The sequence below is a fragment of the Acidovorax sp. NCPPB 3576 genome (assembly GCF_028473605.1).
Classification (GTDB): Bacteria; Pseudomonadota; Gammaproteobacteria; order Burkholderiales; family Burkholderiaceae_C; genus Paracidovorax.
In genome coordinates this window covers 372,280-388,053 of record NZ_CP097267.1, presented here as the reverse complement: position 1 = coordinate 388,053, position 15,774 = coordinate 372,280, and the positions used below count along the sequence as shown (strand labels likewise).

Annotated in this window: 25 protein-coding genes, 1 tRNA gene and 1 pseudogene; 3 read left to right on the top strand and 24 right to left on the bottom strand. The window is 64.3% G+C overall.

All coding sequences use genetic code 11. The annotated features are described in order from the left end of the window. Positions 1-27: 27 nt before the first annotated feature. From M5C98_RS01980 to M5C98_RS01910, 15 genes are all read right to left on the bottom strand, one after another. A complete protein-coding gene (locus M5C98_RS01980; RefSeq protein WP_272550655.1) occupies positions 28-525 on the bottom strand; it encodes a Rha family transcriptional regulator in 498 nt (165 codons plus the stop codon). Between the two features lie 73 nt (positions 526-598). Further along, complete coding sequence (gp17, locus tag M5C98_RS01975) at positions 599-955, bottom strand: tail completion protein gp17 (RefSeq protein WP_272548206.1); 357 nt, start codon at positions 953-955, stop codon at positions 599-601. Continuing rightward, the gene (locus M5C98_RS01970; RefSeq protein ID WP_272548207.1) at positions 952-1,503 is read right to left on the bottom strand and encodes an HK97 gp10 family phage protein; all 552 of its coding nucleotides are present in this window, start codon (positions 1,501-1,503) and stop codon (positions 952-954) included. The genes gp17 and M5C98_RS01970 overlap by 4 nt, the downstream gene beginning before the upstream one ends. Further along, a complete protein-coding gene (locus tag M5C98_RS01965) occupies positions 1,500-1,829 on the bottom strand; it encodes a phage head closure protein (RefSeq protein ID WP_272550653.1) in 330 nt (109 codons plus the stop codon). Before M5C98_RS01965 ends, M5C98_RS01970 begins: the two co-directional genes overlap by 4 nt. 1 nt (position 1,830) lies before the next feature. Continuing rightward, positions 1,831-2,175 carry a head-tail connector protein gene (locus M5C98_RS01960; RefSeq protein WP_272550652.1) on the bottom strand — a complete coding sequence of 115 codons (345 nt, stop codon included), beginning with the start codon at positions 2,173-2,175 and terminating at the stop codon, positions 1,831-1,833. A gap of 2 nt (positions 2,176-2,177) precedes the next feature. After that, entirely contained in the window at positions 2,178-2,423 is a 246-nt protein-coding gene (locus M5C98_RS01955; RefSeq protein ID WP_272550651.1) for a hypothetical protein, read from the bottom strand. A gap of 42 nt (positions 2,424-2,465) precedes the next feature. Further along, a complete protein-coding gene (locus M5C98_RS01950; RefSeq protein ID WP_272553111.1) occupies positions 2,466-3,731 on the bottom strand; it encodes a phage major capsid protein in 1,266 nt (421 codons plus the stop codon). Between the two features lie 74 nt (positions 3,732-3,805). Beyond that, complete coding sequence (locus M5C98_RS01945) at positions 3,806-4,645, bottom strand: head maturation protease, ClpP-related (protein WP_272550650.1); 840 nt, start codon at positions 4,643-4,645, stop codon at positions 3,806-3,808. After that, on the bottom strand, positions 4,623-5,861 hold the full coding sequence (locus M5C98_RS01940; protein WP_272550649.1) for a phage portal protein: 1,239 nt from the start codon (positions 5,859-5,861) through the stop codon (positions 4,623-4,625). Before M5C98_RS01940 ends, M5C98_RS01945 begins: the two co-directional genes overlap by 23 nt. Positions 5,862-5,875: 14 nt before the next feature. After that, positions 5,876-7,561 (bottom strand): terminase large subunit, encoded by a 1,686-nt coding sequence (locus M5C98_RS01935; RefSeq protein ID WP_272550648.1) that lies wholly within the window; start codon positions 7,559-7,561, stop codon positions 5,876-5,878. A 3-nt stretch (positions 7,562-7,564) separates the two neighbouring features. After that, on the bottom strand, positions 7,565-7,987 hold the full coding sequence (locus tag M5C98_RS01930) for a terminase small subunit (protein ID WP_272550647.1): 423 nt from the start codon (positions 7,985-7,987) through the stop codon (positions 7,565-7,567). 168 nt (positions 7,988-8,155) lie between these two features. Beyond that, entirely contained in the window at positions 8,156-8,431 is a 276-nt protein-coding gene (locus M5C98_RS01925; RefSeq protein WP_272550646.1) for a hypothetical protein, read from the bottom strand. Between the two features lie 2 nt (positions 8,432-8,433). Next, complete coding sequence (locus M5C98_RS01920) at positions 8,434-8,790, bottom strand: hypothetical protein (protein ID WP_272550644.1); 357 nt, start codon at positions 8,788-8,790, stop codon at positions 8,434-8,436. 2 nt (positions 8,791-8,792) lie between these two features. After that, entirely contained in the window at positions 8,793-9,146 is a 354-nt protein-coding gene (locus tag M5C98_RS01915; RefSeq protein ID WP_272550642.1) for an HNH endonuclease, read from the bottom strand. After that, on the bottom strand, positions 9,146-9,391 hold the full coding sequence (locus tag M5C98_RS01910) for a hypothetical protein (protein WP_272550641.1): 246 nt from the start codon (positions 9,389-9,391) through the stop codon (positions 9,146-9,148). Before M5C98_RS01910 ends, M5C98_RS01915 begins: the two co-directional genes overlap by 1 nt. 232 nt (positions 9,392-9,623) lie before the next feature. On the opposite strand from M5C98_RS01910, the gene M5C98_RS01905 reads away from it, so the two are divergent. Next, positions 9,624-10,187 carry a hypothetical protein gene (locus M5C98_RS01905; protein ID WP_272550640.1) on the top strand — a complete coding sequence of 188 codons (564 nt, stop codon included), beginning with the start codon at positions 9,624-9,626 and terminating at the stop codon, positions 10,185-10,187. A 93-nt stretch (positions 10,188-10,280) separates the two neighbouring features. Here the strand turns inward: M5C98_RS01905 and M5C98_RS01900 are convergent. Both M5C98_RS01900 and M5C98_RS01895 read right to left on the bottom strand, forming a co-directional pair. Beyond that, a pseudogene (locus M5C98_RS01900) lies at positions 10,281-10,388 on the bottom strand. Between the two features lie 3 nt (positions 10,389-10,391). Continuing rightward, positions 10,392-10,468: transfer RNA gene (locus M5C98_RS01895), tRNA-Met, on the bottom strand. Between M5C98_RS01895 and M5C98_RS01890 the strand changes: the two genes are divergently transcribed. Next, a complete protein-coding gene (locus M5C98_RS01890) occupies positions 10,432-10,614 on the top strand; it encodes a hypothetical protein (protein WP_272550639.1) in 183 nt (60 codons plus the stop codon). The two genes, M5C98_RS01895 and M5C98_RS01890, sit on opposite strands and share 37 nt — an antisense overlap. 71 nt (positions 10,615-10,685) lie before the next feature. Here M5C98_RS01890 and M5C98_RS01885 read toward each other — a convergent pair whose 3' ends face one another. From M5C98_RS01885 to M5C98_RS01865, 5 genes are all read right to left on the bottom strand, one after another. Continuing rightward, on the bottom strand, positions 10,686-11,435 hold the full coding sequence (locus M5C98_RS01885; RefSeq protein ID WP_272550638.1) for a hypothetical protein: 750 nt from the start codon (positions 11,433-11,435) through the stop codon (positions 10,686-10,688). A 175-nt stretch (positions 11,436-11,610) separates the two neighbouring features. Next, entirely contained in the window at positions 11,611-11,916 is a 306-nt protein-coding gene (locus M5C98_RS01880) for a hypothetical protein (RefSeq protein ID WP_272550636.1), read from the bottom strand. Positions 11,917-11,926: 10 nt separating this feature from the next. Next, positions 11,927-13,285, bottom strand: coding sequence for a replicative DNA helicase (locus M5C98_RS01875; protein WP_272550635.1), 1,359 nt, complete (start codon positions 13,283-13,285; stop codon positions 11,927-11,929). Continuing rightward, complete coding sequence (locus M5C98_RS01870) at positions 13,278-14,204, bottom strand: hypothetical protein (protein ID WP_272550634.1); 927 nt, start codon at positions 14,202-14,204, stop codon at positions 13,278-13,280. Before M5C98_RS01870 ends, M5C98_RS01875 begins: the two co-directional genes overlap by 8 nt. 2 nt (positions 14,205-14,206) lie before the next feature. Further along, the gene (locus M5C98_RS01865) at positions 14,207-14,794 is read right to left on the bottom strand and encodes a phage regulatory CII family protein (RefSeq protein ID WP_272550633.1); all 588 of its coding nucleotides are present in this window, start codon (positions 14,792-14,794) and stop codon (positions 14,207-14,209) included. Between the two features lie 60 nt (positions 14,795-14,854). On the opposite strand from M5C98_RS01865, the gene M5C98_RS01860 reads away from it, so the two are divergent. Beyond that, on the top strand, positions 14,855-15,082 hold the full coding sequence (locus M5C98_RS01860) for a hypothetical protein (protein ID WP_272550632.1): 228 nt from the start codon (positions 14,855-14,857) through the stop codon (positions 15,080-15,082). Positions 15,083-15,320: 238 nt separating this feature from the next. Here the strand turns inward: M5C98_RS01860 and M5C98_RS01855 are convergent, their stop codons facing one another. Both M5C98_RS01855 and M5C98_RS01850 read right to left on the bottom strand, forming a co-directional pair. Continuing rightward, complete coding sequence (locus M5C98_RS01855) at positions 15,321-15,518, bottom strand: hypothetical protein (protein WP_272550631.1); 198 nt, start codon at positions 15,516-15,518, stop codon at positions 15,321-15,323. Positions 15,519-15,521: 3 nt separating this feature from the next. Next, positions 15,522-15,761 (bottom strand): helix-turn-helix domain-containing protein, encoded by a 240-nt coding sequence (locus tag M5C98_RS01850; RefSeq protein ID WP_272550630.1) that lies wholly within the window; start codon positions 15,759-15,761, stop codon positions 15,522-15,524. Between the last annotated feature and the right edge of the window lie 13 nt (positions 15,762-15,774).

Below are 15,774 nucleotides of genomic sequence, written 5' to 3'. Positions count from 1 at the left end.
GGCAACCACGAAAGAGCAGAGTGGTATTCAGTGGAGAGGCAGACCGGGCTGCATCTCTGCGGCCAGATAGGCCCGCTCTGCCTTGATAGCAGGCAGATCTTTTTTCCGGTCCAGCATCAGCCGAGAGCCGATTGATGCCTTGGCCGCAGAGCTGGCATCGCGCGTTTCCAGTGCAAGACGACGGTTCCACAGGGTGAACGCCATCCGCTCGACCTGCTCGGCCAATGCATCGAACGCGGCAATGAAGCGCTCCTGCCAGTCTTCAGCGCCACGGAGCTTCGTCGCCATGGCGATGAAGCCGTTTTTCGTCATCAGAAGCTCTGGGCGAGACTCGCCCTTGGCGTCCACGTAATCGACCACCTGAAAATTCAGGGCGATGAATTCCTCGGAGTGCCGACCGAGAACACGCTTTTGATAAAGCTGGAGGATGTTGTCGTGGCGCTTCCTGAAGCGCTTGGCCATTTGCCGACTCGTTGTGACGGGCCTCCCATCTGCGAGAGAGACGAGTTCGTTGATTTCTTGCATACATGCTCTTTCATGGTTAAGAAACGAAAAAACCGCCCTGCGGCGGTTTAGCGAGTCCGGTCTCTGCCGGTTTTTATGAGCGCGCGCCCCAGATGGAAAAGCTCTGCAGCGCGCCCTTCAGCGTGTCGCCGTCGTCATAGGCACCGACCGGCTCACCCTGGGGCGAGACCGTCAAGTTGGTGGCTGCGCACAGGTCGTCTTCAATCTGGCGCAGCAGGTCCAGCGCAGCCTTTGGCGTCGCGGCCCAGGCGTTGATCTGGATGAAGGAGTTGCGCTTGTCGGCCGGGCTGTTGTCGAGGTAGCGCAGCGAAGCGCCGCCGACGTGCTGCCAGGTGATGTAAGGCGTCGCCGTGTCGTGCGGCGCTGTGCCAAGGTGGACACGCGGGCAGCGCGCCTTCAGAACAGAGATCAGGTCGGTCTCAAGACTCATGCAGCACCTGCCTTCGCCGCGACTCGGCGGACCAGTTCGTCCTCGGCCGCCTTGTAGGCGCGATCAAAGGCACTCTCAGCGCGCCGCACGAATGCCTTGGCAGGAACCTGCTTCGGCGTCGGGAGAGTCACGTAATAGGCGTCCTTTTCGGCCTGCGAAGCGCGGCGGCCGGGCTTGCGCTGGCCGTCCATACCCGGGCGTACCATGGGGCCCATTCCGTCAGGACGGTAGCGATAGCGCTGCAGATAGCCGTACTCCACCAAGTGACCGTGCGGCGCCTTCTTGTGGTTCCAACTGATGTTGTAGACCGCCTTTCCGTCCAGCGACTTTTCCGGGCTGAACTTCTGGTAGATCGAGGCATCCAGATTGCCGGTCTTTCGGCCAAGGCCGGCGACGTTGCGCTTCACCTCGTCGTACAGCACCTGGGAGCCTGCCTGGGCCGAGGGGCGCACCGCATCGTCTGCCACTTCACCCAACTGATCGAGCAAGGAATCGAGGCCTGCGGTATCCACCGCGGCACTGAACGTCTTCGCACCCGTCCGCGTCATTTCTTCACCTCGCAAACCAGGTCGACGTGCTCGCGCCGAGCTTCGTCCGGCAGCACCGCATTGATGTCGTACACCGTAGCTCCGTGCAGCGCACGCATGCCGGCAGTGATGTCGGTGCGGTAACGGATGCGGATGGACGTCTTCACAACAGAGGCTTGCGCGTCAGCCTTGATAGCGCCCAAGCCGCTCAGGTTCTTGATGCTCGCCCAGGGCTTGGCCACCTCGACCCAGTTCTCGGAGCCCGGGATTGGGGAGCCCCACTCATCGTGCAACTGCCCCGGCTTCTGGATGGTGATCCGTCGATTGAGTGATCCTGCAGCGAGCATTTCAAAACCCCGGAAAGATGCGATGCGGGCGCAGGAGCGACCGGGGGCCAAATGGCATCTCAGCCACCGACACACCGATCGCCACCTGCTCGCGGTTTGCGTAGAGGTGCCCCAGCGTCATCAGGATCGCCGCCTCTACCGCCTTGTTCGTCACCATGGGGTGAAGCCCCGCAGTGCCAGCGGTCACGGCGGCGTCCATGGCGGCCTGGTCGGCGAACACCTGGCGATTTAGGTAATCGACCACCGACTGCTCGGCCGCGCCAAGGTAGAGGGCGATCAGGTCGTCCTCATCGCCGGCGTCGGCCCGCAGGTGCGCCAGGCCCTGGTCCAGAGACACAAGGGACATGCTCAGTCCTTGGGCAGCAGGGCCAGCAGTTCGGCCTTGGACATGCCGGACTTGTGCTCAATCTTCAGCTCGTCCAGCTTGGCCTTGATCTCGGGGATCGTGAGGTCCGCAGGGCCAGCGGTGCTGGCCTCGCCGCCGAAGTAGCGCGCCGTGGCATGCAGTTCGGGCGGGACCTCGTCGCCGGGCGCGTACGTCACCGGGTAGATCTCGCCGTTGGGCACGCCCTGGAATTCCTTGATTGCTTTCATGGGTGTTCTCCGTGCAGGGCGGGCAGCAGCCCGCCCCCGCCATCAGGCTGCGTTGACCTTCAAGGCCTTGATCACGTCAGGGTTCAGCAGACCGCCACCCACGCGCTTGGTCGTGTAGAACTGCACGAACGGCTTGTTGGTGTACGGATCGCGCAGGACGCGCACACCAGTGCGATCCACGATCTGGTAGCCGCGCTTGAAGTCGCCGAACAGCGCCACGATGGCGTTGGCCGCGATGTTGGGCATGCCGGCCACGGTGGTCACGGGGTAGCCGGCGATGGTGGCCGGCTGGCCCGCCACATAGCTGGGCTGCCACAGGTAGTTGCCCTGGCCGTCCTTCAGCTTGCGGATCACGCCCTGGGCGGTGCGGTTCAGCACGAAGCGCGCATTGGCGGTGTACTCGTCGGGCAGCGCGTAGATCAGATCGATCAACGAATCCGCTGTGATCGCACCCACCGCGCCAGAGCCCACCGTCTTGATGTCACCCCAGGGGTGCGTGGCTGCGTTGGTGCCACCGGTGACGTACGTCAGCAGGCCGTTCGGGCGATCGTTGGCACCGGTGCCGCTCAGGAAGGCGATACCCTCCTGATAGGCGAACTCGGTCTCCACTTCGTTGGCGAGCCAGGATTCCAGGTTGATCTCCGAGTCGTCCAGCAGTTGCTGCGTGGCGGCCGGGTTGGCGTACAGCTCGCCCGGCTTGAACGTCAGCGGGCTGAACGTCGGCGTGTTGGTCTGCGGCCGCGCAGCGGTCTCGCCCACCCACCCGGACGTGGCGCCGCGGTTGTTGAACAGCTTGGTGTAGCCAGCCGTCGAAATCGACTGCACTGAGGCGATGCTGCGGATCGGAGAGACTTCGATCAGGCGGTCTGTGATGGAGCGGTCCCATTCGACAGGTGCCAGGTAACCGCCTTCGGTGGCCACGCCCTTGTTCAGCGACGCCTGAACTTCACCGCGCGCGAAGTGTGCGCGGAACGCGGCACTGTATTCCTTGTCCACCACGGTCTTCTCGCCCGCACCCATCTGGGCCGAGGCGAGCTTGGTGTGGGCGTCTTCGGTTTCCTTCTGCAGCCGATCGAGGTGGGCGTTGATCTTCTGGATCGCCGCCTCCTGGTCCGCGCCGGAGCGGCTGGCCTTGATCTCGTCCAGTTGACGGGTGTGCTCAGCCTTGAAGTCGGCGAACGCCTTATTCATGCCTTCCACGAGGGCTTTGATTTCGCCAGGGCTGGTGCCGGCGTCGGCGCGCACGGCCAGGATGCCTCGGGGCACGGGCTGCGCGGCGGCCAAGTCGGCCACCTTCTGGAGAGCCATCGCGTGGGCCGAGCCGGCGGCGATGGAGAGCATGGCGGCCACAGCCGCCAGGGACACGAGAGACTTCTTCATGGTCAAACTTTCAGGGAGTTGGTGAGGGATTGCAGCAGTGCTGCGGCTTCGCCAGCGCCCGGCATGGCGGTTTCTTCGGCAGCGCCCGGCTTGCCAGAGAAAAGGGCTTTGAAGGCATCACGGCGAACCGCGCGGGAGTGCCCCGCGCGCGCCATGGAGGCCTCCACGAGCGCCAGCGTCTTGCGCTCGACATGCGCGCTGGCGTTCTTCGTGATGTCTTTGCTGTCGATCAGGCCCGTGGCGAAGCCGTCCTCGACCGCCTGCGCGGCGCCGATCCACGTTTCCTTGTCCATCAGGGCTGCCGCCTCCGCAACGGAGATGCCCGCCCGCGCGGCGTAGACGCTCGCCATGGAGACATCGAAGGGTTCCAGCCGGTCGGCGGCGTCGCGCATGTCGTGCCGGTTGCCAACGGCCACCGCCCAGGCGTTGTGCACCATGAGGAAGGCGCCGTCGCCCATCAGGATCTCGTCGCCCGCCATGGCGATGACCGACGCGGCCGAGGCTGCCAAGCCCATCACGCGCACCGTCACCTTGCCATCGTGCTGGCGCAGCAGGTTGTAGATGGCCACGCCCTCGAAGAAGTCGCCGCCCGGGGAGTTCAGGTTGACCGTCACGTCCTTGCCTGCGCCGATTGAGCGCAGCGCTGCGCCGATCCGCTTGGAAGTCACGCCGGTGCCGTCCCAGCTCTCGCCGATGGCGTCGTAGATGGAGATGGCGTTGTCGCCCTCGGTCGCGGCGCGCACCTCCGGCTGCCAACGCTCCAGCGCATCCGGCCGAGCGTCGAATTGCGCGGCGCCCAGGCGGTGATCGGCGCGGATCTCAGGGAGTTTTGTCAGGCTCATTGGGTGCTTTCTTTCCCGAGGGATCGCCCAGGGTGTCGAACTTGGCGTTCGGGTCGGCGGGGTAGTCGGCCAAGTCGCGGACTTCGTTGGCGGTGTGCCAGGGCTGGTGCCCGCCAGCGCCAAGCGCCTTGGCGAAGTAGTCGGCCTGGTCTTTCAGCGTGCCGCGCATCAGCGCGCGCTCGTTGAACTTGAAGTAGAAGTTGCCCCTCTCGGCGTCCGTCAGAAGCGATCTCTCCAGCGCCTGCTCCCAGGAGACGAAGCGCGGCGCCAGCGTGTACTGCACGAAGAAGATGGCCAGTTGCTCGATGCCAGAGCCCCAACTGGTGTCATCCATCATCAGAAGAGGCCGAGGCGTGCCGTAAAGGCGGGCGACTTCCTCGATCTGGAAGTTGCGGTTCTCGATGTGCTGTGCGTCGCGGCCAGTGGATGACCACTTCGCGGCCGTTGCGCCCTCTTCCAGCAGCATCCACTTGCCGGCGTTTTCCGAGCCGGCGTGGTCGTTGTCGAGGGAGCTGCGCATGCGCTCATACGCCTTGTCGGAGAGCGCCTCCTTCACCTCGATCGCGCCGCCCGCCATCACGCCCTTCTCGAAGACCCGCGACGCGGCGCGCTGCGCGCCCTGGGCCAGCTCGAACACCTCGGTGGACAGCTTGCGGCGGGAGAGCCCCGTCACGCCGTCGAGCGAGAGGTCGCGCACGTGCAGGATTTCGTCCTGGTCCAACGTGATCTGGCCGCCGTTTTCCGTCTGGCAGCGGTACTGCATGCGGAAGTTGCTGCCCAGCTTCGGATCGACCCGGCCCTTCTCGAATGGGATCAGGTGGATCGGCCGGCCCGCTGCGCGGATCACGCGGGCGTATGCGTTGCCCTCGGTCTCCAGCAGTACCTGCATCTGGCTCTTGAACTCCATGGGCGTCTGCCAGGGGTTCGGCTTCACGCGCAGAAGCTTGTAGGCGGAGTGATCCTTGGCGATTTCCTTGTCGTCGCCTGAGCGATAGAGGTTCGTGGGCAGCATGCCCAGCCCGTTGCTGATCAGGGTCAGGCACCGCAGCGCCGCGGTGTTGCGCAGCATGGTGATTTCCGAGCTGCGCTGCCCGTTGCGGATGAACTCCAGCAGTGCCGGGTCGTCCATCCCGGTGAACGTGATGGTGCTGGTTGCCTCCGCGCGCGGACGCGGCGGCGCCTCCGCCGAGGCGCCCCGGCGGAGAAAGTCGAACATGCCCATGCTGGTCCTTACAGGTAGCGGAAGCCGCGCTCTTCATACACAGAGCGGCCTCTCGCCTTCGGGTTGAGTGCCATCAGGTAGATGGCGTCGAACAGGGCCATGAGCGGGTCGATCTTGGCGAAACCACTGGCCTGTTTGGTGATCGAAATAGCATTGCCGACCGCAACCACCTTCGCGTTTCCTACGCACCAAGCCATCAGCGCCCGCCCGCCATGCACCAGCTTCTTGGCGGCCAGGTGGCGCTCGGCCGTTTTGATGGCGCCTTGCAGCTGCCACCCCTGCGGGATGCCCACCACCTGGTCCTCTTTCACAGGACCGGGCTCGTCCTTGGTGCCCACCAGCGCGTCGTAGATGCCTCCGAGCCCCGCGCGGTCCACGCCCGCCTTGTCCAGCAGGCCGGATTCCACGACCTGCGACACGATGGCAATCACATCGGCGATGTCCTTGCCCACCTGCTCCGCCAGCACCAAGTCGCCCTGCTTCGCAAAGTCGCGGTAGCGCGATTCCTCGGACTTGCGGCGCTCCAGCGCAATCGGGTGCAGCCAGGCGCGCGTCCAGACCAGCCAGCGGCCGGTGCCGATCTCGCGCCCGACCACTGCCAGGCCCAGCATGTCGTCCAGCCCGCCGCCGTCAATGCCGATGGTGGCCACCTCGCAGCGCTCAAGCAGTTCCTCCAGCGTGAACACCGGGATTGCCGCGGCTTCCCAGAAGTCCGCGCCCAGCCAGCGGTCGCTGCGCAGGTTCAGCCCGATCTCGACGTTCAGGTGCTTGGCCAGGAACTGCTGGTAGGTGCCGTCCGTCTTGGTCTGGTTCTCCAGCAGCTTGTCGGCCAGCCACTCGGCGCTCACCGACTTGCCGATGTTCGGGTTGGTGATGTAGAAGTTCTCGCGCGCCAGGTATTCCTTGCGCTCGACCATCTTGGCCGGGAACTCGTACAGCACGCCCAGAACCTTGGGATTGACGATCACGCCGTCCCGGATGTCGCGCCAGTAGCCCAGCTTCTCCTTGAACACGCCCGCCGGCGGTTCGTCGCTCTGGGTGGTCAGGAAGATGACCCAACCCTCGTCGCGCGAGACCTGGCCGCCCAGCGCCTCCAGAAACATGCCTTCGGCGTTGCCGCGCTTGCCGAACAGCCAGAGCTCGTCCACCAGCACCTTGCCGGACTTCTTGCCTGACACCGTGTCCGTGTCGGCCGCCACCACCTTCAGGCTGTTGCCGTTCAGGCGATGGGTGATGGTGCGCACGTGGCCCTGGACGTGGAACAGCGCGGAGAGCTCTTCGTCGGCCCGGATCATCCCGGCCGCCGGCTTGAAGCTGTTGTCAGCCACCTCTTTCGTCGGCGCCAGGATCAGGTGTTCCTCGTCCTCGCGCCAGCACAGGATCAGCGCCGTCAGCATGATGCCGGCGGCGATGGTCGATTTCGTGTTCTTCTTCGAGATCAGCAGGCCGTATTCACGGATCAGCTGCTGGCCGGTCTCGGCGTCGTACGCGCCAAAAATTGCAGCCACGAAGTCGAAGACCCACTGCTCCGAGCATTCGCCGAAAGTGGGTTTGCCGGGCAAGTCCACTACCTTCAGCTCGCGAAAGATGGCCAGCGCAGCCTCGGCCTCGTCGCGGTATATCGGCGCCGGGATGATCGAACGGCCCTCGACCAGCCTGCTCTCCCAATCGACGCAGGCTGTCGTCCATTCCATGCGTTACACCTTCTTCCCGCCAGCGGCGACCAACTTCGGCGGCGCGCCGGCGGCGAACCGACTCGCAACCTGCTTGGCCGCGGCCTGCTTCTCATCCTTCTTGCCGCTCTCGCCCTTCTTGGGGTGGACGTACGGAGCGGCGAGCTGCGCCGCCTGAATCCGCGTCCTCTTGTCCTCAACCTCGTCCCGCATGACCTGCAGGAGAAATTCCAGTGGGGTCAGCTCGCTTAGGTCCTTCGGGGGCGGCGGCCTCTCCTGCCCGAAGGGCCAGTTCGGATCGGTCTTGAAGCCCTCCGCGTCAACCGCCGGCGCTGACGCTGGCTTGCGGGGCGCCCGCTTCTTCGCTGGCTCCGCCGGCTTCGGCGCGTCAGCCGGTGCAGATTTTTTCGGGCGGCCCGCACCAGGTCGCGCACCACCTCTGGGCATGGCGGCCTCCTTTGAATTCTTTGAATTTCGCCCCTCCGGAATTCATACGCAGGGGATTTTTTCCGCGCGTGCGGAACAGGGCGGTATCCAGGGGCAAGCCTCTCAAGGTTTCGCCCACCCCCCTGCCCTTCTGCCTTTCCTACCGGCTCACGATGCCCCTGCGTCGCGTCAGGCGGCCGCTGGAGCGCCTCCCAGGGCCAAGGGACCAGTGGTGATGCCGAGAACCTTCCAACCGTCTGGGGTCAGCATGGACACGGCGCCGACAGCGGTCTGAGCGCCACAGCCATCAATCAGGCCGCGAACCCGTTCGGGGATTTGCATGGAGAACGCTTCAAGCGTGGCGGATCGAAGGCCGGAGCCGAGCCGCTTCAAAGCCCAGTCGAAAGCCCGCCCACGGCGAAGCGCCAATTGCCCGCGTTCGCGGATGCTTCGGATGGATGCCATGGTCAGACCTTCGCAGCCTGTGCCGCCCAATGATCCCGACGACGCTTGTTCGATCCGGCCGACATGAGCCAGGTGAAGCCCAGGCACAGGAACATCACCCAGTGGCCGAACCACAGGAGCACGGCCATTTCGCTCAGGTACAGGATGCGGGCGATGCCGAAGGGAAGCGCCGCGGGCGTTGGGGGTTCGGTGTCCTTGTGGGTCAGCACCAAGCCGATACCGCCAGCCAGGTTCAGCGCGCACCACGCCATCAGCATATTGCCTGCGCCAGCGACGCCGAGCACCTTCCATAGGTAGAGCATCGTGCAAACGAAGGTGTGAATCACTAGGGCGGCGATGGCTTGCTTGCACTTCTTCATGGTCAATCCTTTGGGTATCCAGCCTGCGCCCGCTCCCCCGCCTCGCCCCTGGTCTTGGCGTCATGGCATTCCGGGCACAGGCACTGGCGGTTGTGGTCGGCGTCCTTGCCACCCTTCCAGAGTGGGACCGTGTGATCCAGCTCGAAGGGGTCCGGCGTGCCGGGCGTGATGTCGATCAGCTTGCCGCAGCCCTTGCAGTTGGGGCCATCCCGCAGCCAGATGCGCAGCCGGGCCTCCTGTCTGCCTCTACCTCGGTCGCGGTAGGTTGCCCCGATGCGTGGCGCCTGCTGCATCCTCGTGGCCTGGGCCATATTGATGCGGGTAGCAGCGGCGGGGATGCGAGGGCGAGTGGCCATCAGTCCAAGGCCGAGCAGGAGGATCCGCCATCGCAGCTACCGGCATCCACGCTCCCCGCGTCGGCAACCAGCGCCACCGGCAAGATGCCCTCGCCGCGGTGCACGTAGCCCCGCGTCTCCCGCTCAAACCTGGCATGCATGGCCGCCTCATCGCGCCTCTTGCGAGCACGCCACAGCAGCCAAGCGCCGCCGGCGATGGGGGTGGCAGCGATGGCGACGGATGCGGCGATCAGGTAGTCGTTCATACGGGGTCTCCGAAGTAGAGCCCTTCGCAACGCCAGCGGCCCGGGAGGTTACGGGCTGTTGGTGCTGACGCTGCGAAGGGATGCGTCCGTTTGCCCGCGGTGCGCTGGGGGCCACGCTTGCCTTCACGCATGCCCCGAGCGGGCAACGTGTCAGTTGGTTGCGGGATTTCGGAAGGGCTGCCCTCCCGGCTTTACGATGGAGTTCTCACACAACCATCGCCGGGAGGGCGGCATGGACGCCAAGGTAATCCTTGATTGGGGCACGCTCGCCATAGCTACTTATGCAGCAGCAATAGGAACATTCAACTTCATGCACGAGCGACGACGTGACCAAGCTCGTATTAAGGTTGAGCCTTCAATTGCCAGATTGCACTTGGGGGGTTATCGGCTTTCGCTGAATGTTACAAACCTCAGTGCTTTTGAGGTGTCCATCGCAGAGATGGGCTTCATTTATGGACGCGGCACCACACACGGAGTCTTTCACCCTTCTCGCGTTTCTGGACATCATCTCCCCATACGCTTGGGCCCACGGGCAAACGTTCATCTTTTTGTGCCCGCATCGGCACACGAGGATTCCCGCAGGAATTTGATCGAATTCATTTACGTGAAGACGGCCGATGGGGTAATTGCAAAATCGAGCAATGCCGCCCTTGAAGCCTTTGCTCAGGACGCGCCCACGGCAGCAACCGATAGCGCTCTTGCCGAAGCGCTGCAAGAGTGGGGAACGATCATCACAAGTCCGCACGGATATCCAAAAGGCCAGCTGCCTGGTGAAGATCACGATTCCCCGAAATAGTCCCATCGCTGAGCTCCAATTAGGTGCCACCACCTGGGGCATGGCGTCCCTGGCGGTGTGGTGCGTGGTGGATGCGCCCCGGTGGTGGCGAACTGGTTGCCGTGCTGGGATTCGAACCCAGGCAGGATCACGCATAGGCTCGCGGCGCCGCGCTCTCCCTCTTGCATCGCGTCACCCTTAGACCAACTCGGGCACACGGCGGAATGGTTGCGGTGGTCGGCTTCGATCCGACGACAGACGGGGTATGAACCCATTGCTCTACCTGGCTGAGCTACACCGCGACAAACAAAAAAGCCCGCAGGGCGAACCGTGCGGGCTTGGGAGTTTCAGGGCGAGCGCATCCAACAAGTTCAGGCTTGCCAGACTCACCGCCTGGGGCCGTTTCAGCATGTTGTACAAGGCGGATTTCAAGGCGCCTGCGCTCTAGGGCCGCATTCTACATGAAGTCGGATCGCCACGCTAGGGTCCGCATTGATGCGATCACCCATGCAGCCAATCTCACAGTCCGTTCCGGCCACCGTCTTGCCCAGCTGCATAGGATTTTAGTTGCCGCAGGCCGGGTAGCCCGTTTTTGATACCTCGACGGGAGCGATCCACTTGGGCGGCGATGTGCTCCGAGATAGCCTGCCCTTCCTTGCCGTGCGGGATCTCGCGCAGCCCCACGCCCCGGCATGCCGTGCAGGTCCTGCCACCTTGTTTCTTCGTCCCGCTGCAACTCGGACAGAGGCGATCGGCCCACCAGCCCAGGACGTCCAGCAGCTTGCCCTCGGGCGTGCTGCCACCGCGGGCTACCACCCAGGGCAGCAGGCCTGAGTGCGGGTCCATCAGCTTGGGCAAGCTGTGCAGGCGGCCCAGCACACGGCGGCGCTCCCCGGCCAGCCACTTGTTCAGCTCAAGACGAGCCGCGGCCATCTTGCGAGCCTCAACGCTCGCTTTCGTGGGCCTGCCGCGTCCGTCGAGCTTCAAAGCTGGCAGCTGATCTTTCCAGCGCTTTTCGTCCGCAGCGCTGACCTCTTTGCTCATCCGGCGCACGGCGTCATCGGTGATCGGCCGGGGCTTCGCGCATGCGTCGTACTCGGCCATCAGCGAGTAGATATACCGGCCCAGCCGTGCTGGTGTCGTGCCAGCTGCAATCAGGTAGTCAGCGTCCCCGCGCGCATCGGTGCGCACCGACAGATCGCTGCTGTTGCCAGCGCTCGTCAGGCGCTCGGACAGGTTGGGCCGCTCTTGGGTGGGGGTGTCAGACATTCGGGTTCCTGGAGTCAAAGGGCGCTGCGAGCACGGCGCTCGGTTTCTGCTTTTCGGTCGAGGCGTGCACGGCGCTGCTCATGCCGCTTGCGTCTCGTGGCGGCCAAGTGCCAACGAAGGGCCAGCGAGCAAACGGAAAGCGTAAAGACCAGCAGCAAGTAGGTGAGGTGCAAGTTCAAGCTAGGCACTCCCCGGCTTCTTGCGCTGCGATGCCGGAGCCCCGACCATCAAAGTTCCGGGCAGTCTGGCGGCGATGCATGGTGTCGCGCACCGCCTCCGCCGCCTTGCGGCAGTCGTCGTCACAGCCGAGAAAGATGGGCACATAGTCGGAGCCGCGGTCCTGGGTGTAGGCCTGCCGATTGGAGCTCAACATGTCCGCAATCGGCTCAACGTGCAGCGCACATTGGCTATGGCTCCACAGCAGCGCGTGCGTGGCGATGGAGGCTGGCGCGGCCTGGGCGGTGGTGGGTGATTCGTACATGGGTTGCCTTTCAGAATTTCGCGCCGCGGCTCACGGGCATGGTGGATTGGGTGTGCACAGGCAGCGGGTGCAGCCAGTCGCCCATCTGCTGGTACTTGCCGATGAACTCCAGCGGCACGAGCCCCTGGGGCCCGTTGCGATGCGCGACTATCTCGAGTTCGGCAAACCCCTGGAACTCCGGCTTTCGCTTGCTCAACGGGTGGGCCCAGTCCGTGAACAGCAGCGCGATCTGGTCAGCAGCAGCCTCGATCGCGCCCGAATCGCGGAGGTAGGTCATGGCCGGGCGGCTGTAGTGCTCATCGGCCTTACGGCTCATCTGGCTCAGCACCACCACGCAGATGCCGAGATCGAGCGCCAGGGCTTTGATGCCGTTGACGATCACATCCAGCTCGCGATTTCGGCTCTCCTCGCCGGCTCCTGCCATGAGTTGCAGAAAGTCCACGAACAGCACGTCAAGGCCTCTTTCACGCTTGACCTTGATCGCCTTCCGGCGGATGTCCATGAGCGAGAGGCTGCACTGGTCATCGTGGTTCAGGTTCAGGTCGCCCAGGCGGCGCGCGGCGTCTGCTACCGCGTCCCACATGTCGTGGTCCCCAGCGTCTGCGGCCAGAATGCGCGCCAGATCGAAGGACCCGGCGGCGGCAGTGTGCCGGTGCATCAGCTGAGAGATCGGCATCTCTTGGCTCAGGAACAGGACGCTGTGATCCCGCGCCATGTTGCGCGCCATGGTCAGCGACAGCGCCGTCTTCCCATGCTTGGGCCGAGCCCCGATGACCATTACCTCTCCGCGGCGCATGCCCCCGTTCAGTATCTTGTCCAGTCCCCCGATCCCCGTTCGGATTGCCGGGTTCTTGCCGTCGCTCAGGTCCTGCAGGAGCCCCAGGTAGTGGGTAAGGGACTCGGCTATGTGCTGGGGCTCCCGCTTGGCCTTCACGGTGGCGAGCTTCGCGAGCATCATCTGCGCCTGGTCAATCTGTTCGGCCGAAGTCGCGTTCGGCTCCATGGCGATGTCGGCTATCGCGCTGCCTGCCTCCATGAGCTGCCGCAGCCGGTAGCGGTCCGCCACCACTTCGGCATAGCGCCGGATGTTGGCTGCACTCGGCACGTACTGGGCAATGTCGTTCAGCTCGATCAGCGTCGTCTCGCTGCCAATCGCTTGCAGGTGCGTGTACACGGACACGGTGTCGAACGGCCTTCCGGCGGACGCCAGCTGCTGGATCGCGCGGAACACCTCCGCGTTCACGGGGCCGTGGAATGCATCGGCGTCCAGGCCTGGGATGCGATGGATCGCCTCGTTGTCCAGAAGCAGCCCGCTCAGCAGCCCAGCCTCCGACTCAAGGCTGACCGGAATACGGCGATCGTCACGCATGTTCGACCTCCTGCACGTCGCCGTGGTACTTGCCCTCGAGCACCTTCTCGAAGTTCTCGAGCTTCACCAACCACCCGAGGTCGGCAACGAAGCGACGGGCGCCTTCGCGCGGGGCCGCATCTCCGCGCAGGAACAGCGACTTCGACGCGTAGACGAAGAACTTCCGAAACCACGCAAGCCCCTCCTCCCTGGTGGTCGCCATTCGCTGGCCGGCGCGCTCCCCAACCACGGCTTTCGACGTCATCACCCACTTCCAGCGAGCCAGCATCGCGTCGGCGCGCTTCCCGTCCTTGAAGAGGTCGGCTCGGACGCTGGGCATGGTCGGGCAAAGCTCGTGGTACAGCCCCAGCAGCAGGTCGTACGGGCACGGCGGAACCCCGCTCCGCCCTGGCGATGACCCCGGCGCTTCGGGTACGCCGTTCAGGTTCGGCTGATCGCCATGTGGCGGCTCTGCCGACAAAGCACCGTTAGGTGCTGGTATTACTTCTTCTCTTTTCTTTTCTTCTCTAGGTAACGCATCACTAACGCTGCATGCGTTACCTATATCGTTAGGTTCAGCGTTACCTCCCCCGTTGGTCTTGTGTTTTGCCACCCTTTTCGCGGTCTGCGCCCTGCTTTTTGCAGTCGCCCCGTTGTGGTGGTCGAAGTTATGGAGCGACACAAAGGTGTCTCCGATGACGATCCAGCCGGTCGCAGCGACCGCAGCAACGAATCCGGTAACGCCGATGATGCGATCCAATAACGCCGGGGTAACGCCGAGAGCGTTACCGTTCAAGGTGTGCTGGTCGAACCAGCGGAACAGCCGCATCAGCTTGCCCACGGTCAGATCCGGGTCGTCCCACCCCATGGATGCAGTGATGGCCAGCGTTTCCGGCTTTTCCGGCAGGCTGCATTCGAACTTGAGCCACTCGCCTGCCATGCCTACGCCTCCTGCATCCGGCCGACCCACGCAGCGCCTGTGCCGGGCCCTGCTGTCCAGCTGCTGCGCGCGGCCTCTGGGCCCGCGCTGTCAATGACCGGAACGTCGAGATGCGGGCTCTCGGCTTTCGGCTTGCCTGCCTCATGCATCTCCGCCAGGCCTGCGCGCACCCGCTGCGCGCACCCGATCAGGTGCGAAAGCTCGGTGGTCACAGCAGAAAGCTCGTTAGCAGTGACGACGCCATCAGCCGGCGCGAGGGCGGCCAAGCTCACGAACTGTGCGAACTCGTGTGCCGCCGCCGCCAGGTCTTTCATCGTGCCGCCCCCGGTTTCGTAAAGCCCCGGGAGAGGAATGACCATCGCGCCGCAGTTCTTGGCCAGCGTGTTCACGATCTCCAGTGGGTTGTCCACCCCTTGCTCGATCGCGAACTGCGTCGCCAGCTCGGCGTTCTCCAAACTGAACCGATAGCCCCCTGTTCCGGCAAGCTGATGGCGCAGCGTGGATGGGGTGACGTCGAAGCGCTGAGCGTTGGTTTCGATCCCGCCAGGGAGGCGACGGACAAGGCGGCGTGCCGCGTCGAGAAGGCTCATAGCAGTTGCTCCGATTTGTTGCTATATGTTTTTGCCAGCAGAACGCCGACCATTCGATTCATGACCACACGCCCCAACCCCTTCAAGCCGGTTCTGAACCAGACCTTCCACGCCAGCGCACGCACGGCGCTTTCGCAAAACGTTGACCAACACACGGGGGAGCGATCACAGGTGCTGCGCACCAGTCGGCTCGATATGCACTGGGAGGCAGGGGAGTTGCGGATTCGCTGCCAGTCGAGCCGGGTCGTGCTCGCCGGCACACGGAGCCAGAGCGGTGCCCGGCGATGAGCCGCCTCAGCCACAATCCCGCGATCGAAGCACTGACGGGGGTGGGATATGCGTCGCTGGGAACGCTGGAAGGCGAAGCACTGGGACGAACGGCTGGAAGGCGCGTTCAGCGAACCAGGCTGGTTCTCGCCAGGACACATGGTGGCTCCGCCACTCAGGCGCTTTGCGCGATGGATCGCGCGCAACGGCTGGGCATTGGCGGCCACGCTCATCGGAGCACTTGGGGCGGTTGCTGCGCTCATTCAGGCGCTCCAATGACCATGGCTTCCCAGTGCGCATCGGCGAATACCAGGAACTTCGTCCCGGTCCGGGCTTCCTCGGCGGAAAGATGGGCTGCGAGCTTGGCCCGGGCGGCGTCCGACAGGGGCTGCGCGGTACGAAGAATCACCGTTGAGCCGGCGGGCACCACCAGCGCTTCCAAGAGATGCATGGACATTGGTCAGCCCGCCGCAGAAGCAGCTTCGGCGCTTGCAACTGGTGCAGGCGCGGGCATTTCACCGGCCACCTTCGCGTGCATGGCAACGAGCGCCCGGTAGTTCCGGGACATCACGTCCCTAGAGTCGCCTCGTTCGATCTTGCTGATGGTGGGCTGAGGGATGCCGGTTTCGGCTTGGATCTGCTTCTGCGTAAAGCCCTTGGCCTTAAGCGCGAGCACTAGATCACGGGGTTCGAGGTCCATGGCGAATATTCCT